Raw genomic sequence first — 8,221 nt, forward strand, 5'->3', positions numbered from 1 at the left:
CCCATCGAGAGGGGGTCACCGAGCACCGTGCCCGTCGACTGGAAGTAGCTGCCCACCGCCGCACCCGCCGCGGCACCGATGCCCGCGCCGATGACCGCGCCCGCAGGCCCGCCGGTGAGGCCGCCCACGATGCCGCCGACCACGCCACCGGCGATGGTGGTCACCGTCGGATTCCCGAGTACCGCGCTGGCCGCCTTGTCGACGCCCTGCAGCGCCTCACCCGTGCCTTCGACAACGCCTTCGAGGGCCTTGCCGACCTCATTCACCACGCTACTGCCGAAGCTCACAACACTGTTCAGGATGTCCATCTGTCTACACTCTCGCTTTCTGATTGCTGTCTGACGTTCTCTCTGACGTCAGTATGCGCCATTGCGAGAGCGGAAAATGTGATTCGGCACACCGTCTGGCGTCGGCGGGAGATCAACCCCCACCGCGCGTGACACGCATCACATCGAGGCGACCCGATCAGGTCTCTTTGACGACACGCAACCGCACCACGGGAATGTCACGCCCCGCGGCCCACTTCTGGTACGACTCGAAGTCGGCGTACATCTCGACGAGGCAGGGCCACAGGCGCGCCTTCTCGTCGGCAGCCACGGTCTCGGCGCGCACGCGCTCGAAGCGCTCTCCGATCTGAACCTGCGCCTCGGGATTGGCTTCGAGGTTCAGGTACCAGTCTGGATGCTTCGCGTCGCCCGCCTTTGATCCGACGATGATGTAGTCGCCACCGTCCACGAGATAGAGAAGCGGAACGGTGAAGGGACGCCCGCTCCGGCGTCCGCGCACGGTGAGAAGGAAGATGGGGGCCTTGCCGAAGCGACCGCCCAGGCGGCCACCTGACCAGCGGTAGAGCGCGTTGTTCAGGGCGGTGAGCGTCTTGAACACCAGGCGATGCATTGTTGCCTCCGTCAACCCCGATAGGGGAGATCTCGCTGGCGCGTTGCAGCATCCCGCTACCACCGTCAACACAGCTGCGTCTTCGGGCGCTGTTCGGGCAGATGGCGCACGCCTCCCCCCGCTGGGGTTGTTCGAGCGCATCACGCCCGCTGCTGCGAAGGCTACTCGGCCACCTCCACGGTCTGGCGAACGGTGCGGTCGAGCCTCGAAGAGGAGGAGACCGTGATGCAACCGACCCCCACAAGGGTCACCGCGGACGCGACGAGCATGCGTGCCGTGATGGTCTCACGAAGAAAGACCGCGCCCAGCAGCATGGCCACGACAGGGTTGACGAAGGCATAGGTGGAGACCGCCGCGGGCGAGGCCACCCCGAGAAGCCAGACGTACGCCGTGAACCCGATGAGCGAGCCGAACACGATGAGATAGAGAACGGCCCCCACAGCGGCCGGCGTGAACGATGATGCCTGCAGGCGAACCGCCTCACCCGCCAGGAGGCCCACCGCAACCTGGAGGACGCCTCCGCTGAGCATCTCCATGCCCGTTGCCAGCAGCGCATCCGCGGGCAGCGGAAGGCGTCGAGAGAGCACCGACCCCGTCGCCCACGACACCGCCCCCAGGAGCACGACGGCAACGCCCAGACCGTGCGCTGCGCCTGCTCCCGTGAGCGTGGGCAGCACGAGGAAGGCCAGACCGACGAATCCGAAGACCAGCCCGAGAAGCGAGAGACCGTCGGGGCGAACCCCCTCGAGCCCCCAGCGCTCGAGCATCATCCACAAGGGAACCGTCGCGATGAGCAGCGAGGCCAGCCCTGTCGGCACGTATTGCTCGGCCCAGCTCAGAAGACCGTTGCCCCCCACGAGGAGCAGCCCCCCCACCACGGTCGCCGCACGCCACTCGCGGCGCGTACCCGTGGGAGCGCCGCGGGCGCGGGCGAGCCCGTAGAGCACCGCGCCGGCGGTGCCATACCGAACACCCGCCATGAGAAATGGGGGTAGCGCGTCCACCGCGATGCGGATGAACAGGTAGGTCGAGCCCCAGATCACGTAACGCTGCGAGGCGCACGTCCTTCGTGAGGGGCGAGCGCCCATCGCGATTTACAAAACTTTTACACGATGGTTACCTCACGTTAACATACACCCATAGACGACACGCCACCCTGGCCTGATAGAAGGGGCAAGAGAGCAGGCGATCAACGTTCCCGAACACTGTGTGCGACGAAGGAACGCGATCGCGGAAAGACATCGGACTCGCGCAATGACCATGATTCCCCAGATCGGCCTCGACAAGGACAAGCTGCAGCAGTACCTCGCCATGATGCTGGCGGCCATGTCGCCCGTGATGATGCAGGCGCTCGAGATGGACGCGCAGCGTCAGGCGCAGCTGGCCGAGGAATCGATGACGCGCAGCGGCGCCACCGCCAACCTCGCTCGCGAAGACGGGATGGCCGCCACCGAAGAGCAGCCCCGCATCGTCATCAAGCGCGACAGCTACGAAGACTACAACACCGAGACCCTTGCCGACGGCCGCCTCATCAAGCGCTTTGAAGACGGCACCGTGCGCATCGAGAACCCCAAGACCGGCCTCATCCAGGAAGAGCGCAAGGACGGCACGTTCCTCGTCTCTCTCCCGGGCGGTCGCCTGCTGTACCAGGCGTTCGCGGGAGACCCCCTGCTCGCGTACAACCTCAACGAGGCGAACAGCAAGCCCGTGGTGGCCCAGGTCGCGATGACGCACCTCCCGGGCAAGGAAGAGGCCACGATGGTCTACACGTTCGTGGAAGACCAGCACATGCACGTCATCGACGCGGAGAGCCTGCGCTACTTCCGCACCCGGGCTGACAAGGCGGCCTGACCCCGGCGCCTGGCGTCCTCAGCGGGAACCTCTCCCCCGAGGCGCGAACAGATCATGAAATGCGCGCACTGCTCGTACACGTTCCCAACCTCCTCTGGATCGGGCCCAACAACCACCTGACCGATCGCATGGAGATCGGGCTCATGGCCATGGGGCTCTTCTCCATCGCCGACGTGGCCGACCGTGCGGGAGTGCCCGTCGAGATCGTCAATCTCCACACCTCCTTCACCGCCTCGCCCGATTTCAACCTGGTGAATCACGTGATCGAGACGGGTGCTGAGGTCGTGGGGTTCTCGGTGCACTGGGCCAAGACCATCGAGAGCGCCCTGCGCTTCGCGGCGCTGCTGGCGAAGCACAGCCCGAGAACCAAGGTCGTTCTCGGGGGCTTCACCGCCAGCTACTTCGCGCGACAGGTGCTCGAGCATCATCCTGCCGTGCACGCCGTGATACAGGGCGATGGGGAGATCCCCTTCCGCGAGTATGCGTCAGCAGTGCTCGACCACCGCTCCGATCTCGGGCACGTCCCCAACCTGCTCTGGCGGCGCGACGGAGAGATCGTCGAGAACCCGAGAACCTACACGGCGCGCCCGCAAGACCTCGACGACCTCGACTTCGCGCGATTCGATCTGCTCAAGGACGCCCATGCGTACGCCCCCGGCTACTGGACAACGCGTCCCGAGATCGCCTGCCAGAAGACCTTTCTCGTGAGCACGGGAAGAGGGTGCTCCTTCAACTGCAGCTTCTGCGGGGGGGCAGCGCCCGCCCAGAAGGTGATCAACAACCGGACGCGCTTCGTGTACCGCTCTCCCGAATCGGTGATGCGCACAATCGAGACGGCGGTGGAGCGAGGGTTCACGAACATCTACTTCGACTACGACCCCGAGCCGGAGGGCGCGTACTACCTCGATCTCTTCGCGCGGGTCCGCAACCGCGGACTGAAAGGCCTCACCTGCTGCTTCGGGTCCTGGAAGCTGCCCACCGAAGCGCTCATCGACGCCATGCGCGAGACCTTCGACATCGGCCTGTTCCAGATGTCTCCGGAAACGTGGTCGGAAGACGCCCGCCTGCGAAACAAGGACGCGCGCATCCACTACTCCAACGCAGAGCTCGAGGCCAACATCGACGCCATCGCAAGACGAGGCCTCTACAGCCAGGTCTACTTCGGCTACGTCATGCCCTACGACACGCGCGAGGCCGTGTACGGCACCATCGCCTACGTCGACGCGCTGAACAGGCGCTTCGGCCACAGCTGCGAGGTGCGGAACCTCCGCTTCTCGACCGACCCCGGCTCTCCCGCCTTCCAGCGTCCGGAGAAGCACGACATCACCCTGTGGGCCCCCGATCTGGAGAGCTATCTCAACATCATGGGCGCGTCGAACCAGCGCGGATACCTCAACAACCTGCAGCTCTTCAAGGTGAACTCGATGTCTGATCTGGAGAACTACCTGTGCTCCCAGATGCCCCCCTGCTACTATCACCTGCAGGCGTCGTACCCACAGACCATGGCGGGGCTGCTCGAGCGGCTCGGCTACCCCACCCTGCTCACCATGCTCGAACGGGTCTTCCTGCTACCGCGCTGGCGCGGCGTCCTCGAGCCCCTGGTGCACACGTTCGACGCGCATCCCGCCGAGATGCACGCCTCGATGCGTCTGGTCGTCACCGCCGCGATGAGCCCCGGACTGAATGATGTGCTCGAAGACGAGCACGCACGTCTCATCGCAGGCGGCTCGCTCAGCGAAGCGCCGGAAAAAGCGCCGGAAGCGCTTACACCGGTCCCGGTTGATTTTACAAAACTTTAACCTCCACGTTACCTTTTGTTCACAATCCCCCCGTAGACGAGTCCACCTCGCGCATTGAGAAACATCCCGAGAGTTCAGAGCGAGACTGCGGTGATGCGCATCGATGTGCGCCACACCACCGCGGCACAAGACGTGGAGGACCACCGATCGTGGAAGGCTGGGCAAAGCTCGGTTCGCTGATCGACAAGAAGAATGACCTGCCGCAGCAGGCCTCGGGCGCGTCGATGCTCGATCGCCTCGCAGGGCTTGCGGCGCGCCTCGAGCGCAAGGTCAACGACGCTTTCAACAGCGGCAAGGCATCGCGCCGCTTCGATCACATCGAGATGACCTCCATCGCCCACGCGCAGCTCGAAGAGGTGGGCGAGACCGCCAGCCTGCGCACCGAGAGAGCCTTCGGTCGCTTCGACCACGTGAGCACGATGCAGCTGCACAATCTCGAGGAGATCAGCCTCGACGCTTACTGACCCACACCTGAGAGGCCGTAGCGGCCATCTCCCCGTAGACCATTCTCAACCGGCAGTCACAAACAATGCACCTGGAGGCATGATGGACAACATCCTGGGCATCGAGTTCGGATTCGTGGGCAACGCCATTCCAAATCCCCAGGCACAGTCGGCCGCCACGCTCTTCCAGCTGCTCCAGAACGCCGCGGTGACGCCGCCATCGACGCTGCCCGCGCCGTTCGTGAGCGCGTTCTCACCCGCGCCCACGGCAGGGTTCGAGCAGATGATGATGCTCTCCATGTTCACCTCGTTGCAACGCCTCCAGCACCTGTGGGGTGGGCTCGCCGGCGGAGGGCTCGGCCTGGGCTACCCCGGAGGCGGCGGAGGCTATGGCGGAGGCTTCGGCGGAGGCTATGGCGGGCCCCACGGCTACGGCGGCATCTCGCTGCCGCCTCTGGGTGGGCAGGGCGGCACGTTGCCTCCCCTGCCCTATGGCGGGCCGGGAGGACAAGGCGGTAACGCGCCCCCCATCAATACGAACATCGACTACAAGTCGCTCTCCACGCAGCAGCGCAACCAGCTCAGCGGCATGAACGAGGAGCAGCGCGCTGCGCTGCACCTCTGGGGCATCCAGATGGGGTCGGCGGGCAAGCAGGACGGCGGAGTTCTCCTCAACGTGCTCAACCATCCCGAGCAGTTCAAGCCCGCCGAGGTCGCGCTGGCCCGCAAGCTTGCAGCACAAGATCAGGCGCAGTACGGCGGAATCACCGGCAAGTCACTCGATCGTGCCTTCTTCGGTCTGTATCAGCAGATCACCGGAAAAGACATCTCCGCCCGCTACGGAAACTCCCCCGTCAACTTCGCCACCGGCGAGGTCAACATGGCCAACCGCCAGAGCGGCCAGAACGGGCTCTCGCAGTACGAGAACGAGGTTCTCCAGCTGTGGGGTCACTCGCCGCTGTTCACGGGGGGCCGGGTCGATGGCGCAATCCTCGAATACGCCATGAACAGCAACAACACCCTCGAGGCAAACCTCAACAAGGGCGACCTGCAGACGCTTCTGAACGCAGACAAGGCCGACGGTGTCGTGAACGGAAACTCGCTGGAGAACACGTTCATCAACACCCTCGACCACATCTACAACGGAGGTCCCGCGGCAACCCAGCAGCGCACCATGGATGAAGCGCTGGCGGAGGCAGCCAAGCGGCGCGCCGGCCTGCTGCCCCCGGTCGATCCGCGAACCGCGGCACGGCCTGGCTCAATCAGCGTATTCGCCCAGATCTTCGGATCGAACGACCCGTCGCAGTGCCCCTTCCTGAACGGTGGGGGGGGTGGCGTGGCGGTTGGCCGAGGTGTGAGCGGGGGACCTGCTCCGAGCTACGGCTAGACGCACCGCGGGAGGGTTCTCCCGCCCGATCGTGAACCTCGTACGCATCTCACTGCGGGAGGTTCCACCCCATGCGAATGCCCGAGAAATCCACGGCCGTCACGCCGCACCTCACCGTCAAGGACGTGGGTGCGGCGATGTCATTCTATGAGCAGGCCTTCGGATTTCAGCGCAAGTTCATGCTCCCTCGACCCGATGGCAAGGTCATGCACGGCGAGGTCGTGCATGACGGCTGCACGATCATGATCGGCCCCGAGAGCCTGGAGCGAGGAATTCGAGCCCCCGTCTCGTTTGGCTTCACCCCCGTCTCGCTCTTCGTCTACGTCGACGACGTCGACGCGCTGTTCGAACGCGCGCAAGCCGCTGGGGCCAAGGTCGTGCTGGCGCCGAACGATCAGTTCTTCGGGTCGCGCACCTGCCTGCTGCTCGACCCGGACGGGCATCAGTGGATGTTCGCCACGCACAAGAAGGACGTCACCGTCGATGAGATGATGACCGCCAGCCGCGACCCGCACGTCTGAGCCTTCTTGCCTCTGTCGCGGGTGTGCTCGCCTCGTCTCGTGCCGCGACCGGCAGACCTGGCGGCGGGCACGCCCGCGGTACGATGCACCGCACGCACAGAGAGCCTGATCATCCAAGACTGAGCTGTCAATAAATTGTTTACTTTCTATTCGCATTCTTGTAACAAATCGACCTAGATTTCCGGCTTTTCTGCGTTGAAGTAAGCGCAAGGGAGTTGCGGCCCGCGCGGGTCGCGGTTCAGCGGTCGGTCCAGACGGTGGACCACAACGACGTAGAGCGAGAGGACGAACAGCGAAATGGACATCTTTGGAGCGGGTCTCACGGGAGGAATCGGTTTCCAGGGCGGACTGGGAGGCGGATCTCTCCTCGGACAGATTCTGGGTGCGGGTTCACCGTTCGGAGGAGTGTCGGCGTCCCCGGGGCTCTCCCCCATCGGCGGACCGAGCCCGATGCTGGCCCTGATGCAGTTCCAGATGGCGCAGCAGATGCTCAGCGTCTACAGCCAGCTCGGCTCTCTCTGGGGCGGGCTCGCGGGTGGCGGATTCGGACAGCCCTTCAGCCTTTCACCGGGAGCGGGTCCCCTCGGGTTCTCTGGGTTCACCCCTGAGCTTCAGGGTCAGGCCGGCAACATCCAGCAGCTGCTGGGCTCACTCGGCTCCTTCGCGCAGGGCGGCGGGCAGCTCGCGCCCATCGGCGGCCCCATCGGTGGTAGGCCCGTGGGCAATGCCGGCTCGCAGTCGACCGACGCCGACCTCCAGCGCTACATCGACGCTGTCGACCAGAACGGCAATGTGAACAACAGCGTCGTGACGGGCAAGGGCTCTGTTCCCACGAGCCAGGCGAGATCGGCCATCGTCGAGGGCTACGCCGCTGAGTTCTACGCGGGAGACCGCTTGAACGACGTGAACAAGATGCGCCAGAACCTCAACGTGCTGGTGCGCGACCTCAACTCGAACAACCCTGGCGCGCGCCAGGCCGCAACGTTCGCACTCGTAGCATCGCGCTACAAGAATGCGGGCGGCAACTACGACAATGCCGAGCTCAAGAAGATCCTCGAGAAGACCGGCAATGAAGACCTGGCCAAGGGCGGCGGCGTCGGCCAGAACGACGTGCAGACCCTCGGCGCCATCGCCGCCGCAATGAAGCGCGGCACGCTGCAGCTGTCTCAGGTCTACGGCCAGGATGGCAAGGACCTCCTCGGAAATGCCGCGGTGGGCGACAAGGCGAAGTACGACCGCGCCATCGAAGCCGTGCAGGCGCGCGACTTCGGCAGCAACATCGAGACAGAGCGGTCAGCCAAGGCGGCGGGCAGAGCAGGCAAC

General features: G+C 64.9%; 8 protein-coding genes and 1 pseudogene. 6 read left to right on the forward strand and 3 right to left on the reverse strand.

Annotation, left to right across the window (positions count from 1 at the left end):
• The 3 genes from EB084_14680 to EB084_14690 all read right to left on the reverse strand — a co-directional run.
• Positions 1-308, reverse strand: a 308-nt coding sequence (locus EB084_14680; GenBank protein ID NDD29504.1) for a hypothetical protein, incomplete at its 3' end; no start/stop codon positions are given.
• Between the two features lie 157 nt (positions 309-465).
• Positions 466-897, reverse strand: coding sequence for a nitroreductase family deazaflavin-dependent oxidoreductase (locus EB084_14685; GenBank protein NDD29505.1), 432 nt, complete (start codon positions 895-897; stop codon positions 466-468).
• 161 nt (positions 898-1,058) lie between these two features.
• A complete protein-coding gene (locus tag EB084_14690) occupies positions 1,059-1,985 on the reverse strand; it encodes a hypothetical protein (protein ID NDD29506.1) in 927 nt (308 codons plus the stop codon).
• Positions 1,986-2,151: 166 nt separating this feature from the next.
• Here EB084_14690 and EB084_14695 point away from each other — a divergent pair, with 166 nt between their 5' ends.
• The 6 genes and pseudogenes from EB084_14695 to EB084_14720 all read left to right on the forward strand — a co-directional run.
• Positions 2,152-2,748 carry a hypothetical protein gene (locus EB084_14695; protein NDD29507.1) on the forward strand — a complete coding sequence of 199 codons (597 nt, stop codon included), beginning with the start codon at positions 2,152-2,154 and terminating at the stop codon, positions 2,746-2,748.
• A 59-nt stretch (positions 2,749-2,807) separates the two neighbouring features.
• Positions 2,808-4,547: a radical SAM protein gene (locus EB084_14700; protein NDD29508.1), complete on the forward strand. Its 1,740-nt coding sequence runs from the start codon at positions 2,808-2,810 to the stop codon at positions 4,545-4,547.
• Between the two features lie 149 nt (positions 4,548-4,696).
• Positions 4,697-5,011 (forward strand): hypothetical protein, encoded by a 315-nt coding sequence (locus tag EB084_14705; GenBank protein NDD29509.1) that lies wholly within the window; start codon positions 4,697-4,699, stop codon positions 5,009-5,011.
• A 313-nt stretch (positions 5,012-5,324) separates the two neighbouring features.
• Positions 5,325-5,507 (forward strand): annotated as a pseudogene (locus tag EB084_14710) (hypothetical protein).
• Between the two features lie 941 nt (positions 5,508-6,448).
• Positions 6,449-6,898, forward strand: coding sequence for a VOC family protein (locus EB084_14715; GenBank protein NDD29510.1), 450 nt, complete (start codon positions 6,449-6,451; stop codon positions 6,896-6,898).
• A 297-nt stretch (positions 6,899-7,195) separates the two neighbouring features.
• Positions 7,196-8,221: hypothetical protein (locus tag EB084_14720; GenBank protein ID NDD29511.1), on the forward strand; the 1,026-nt coding region annotated here is incomplete at its 3' end.

This window comes from Pseudomonadota bacterium, assembly GCA_010028905.1.
GTDB lineage: Bacteria > Vulcanimicrobiota > Xenobia > RGZZ01 > RGZZ01 > RGZZ01.

What these genes read in the sequence shown, in the direction of transcription:
- EB084_14685 (NDD29505.1), bottom strand. Translation starts at nt 897, where the DNA reads ATGCATCGCCTGGTGTTCAAGACGCTCACCGCCCTGAACAACGCGCTC.
- EB084_14690 (NDD29506.1), bottom strand. Translation starts at nt 1,985, where the DNA reads ATGGGCGCTCGCCCCTCACGAAGGACGTGCGCCTCGCAGCGTTACGTG.
- EB084_14695 (NDD29507.1), top strand. Translation starts at nt 2,152, where the DNA reads ATGACCATGATTCCCCAGATCGGCCTCGACAAGGACAAGCTGCAGCAG.
- EB084_14700 (NDD29508.1), top strand. Translation starts at nt 2,808, where the DNA reads ATGCGCGCACTGCTCGTACACGTTCCCAACCTCCTCTGGATCGGGCCC.
- EB084_14715 (NDD29510.1), top strand. Translation starts at nt 6,449, where the DNA reads ATGCGAATGCCCGAGAAATCCACGGCCGTCACGCCGCACCTCACCGTC.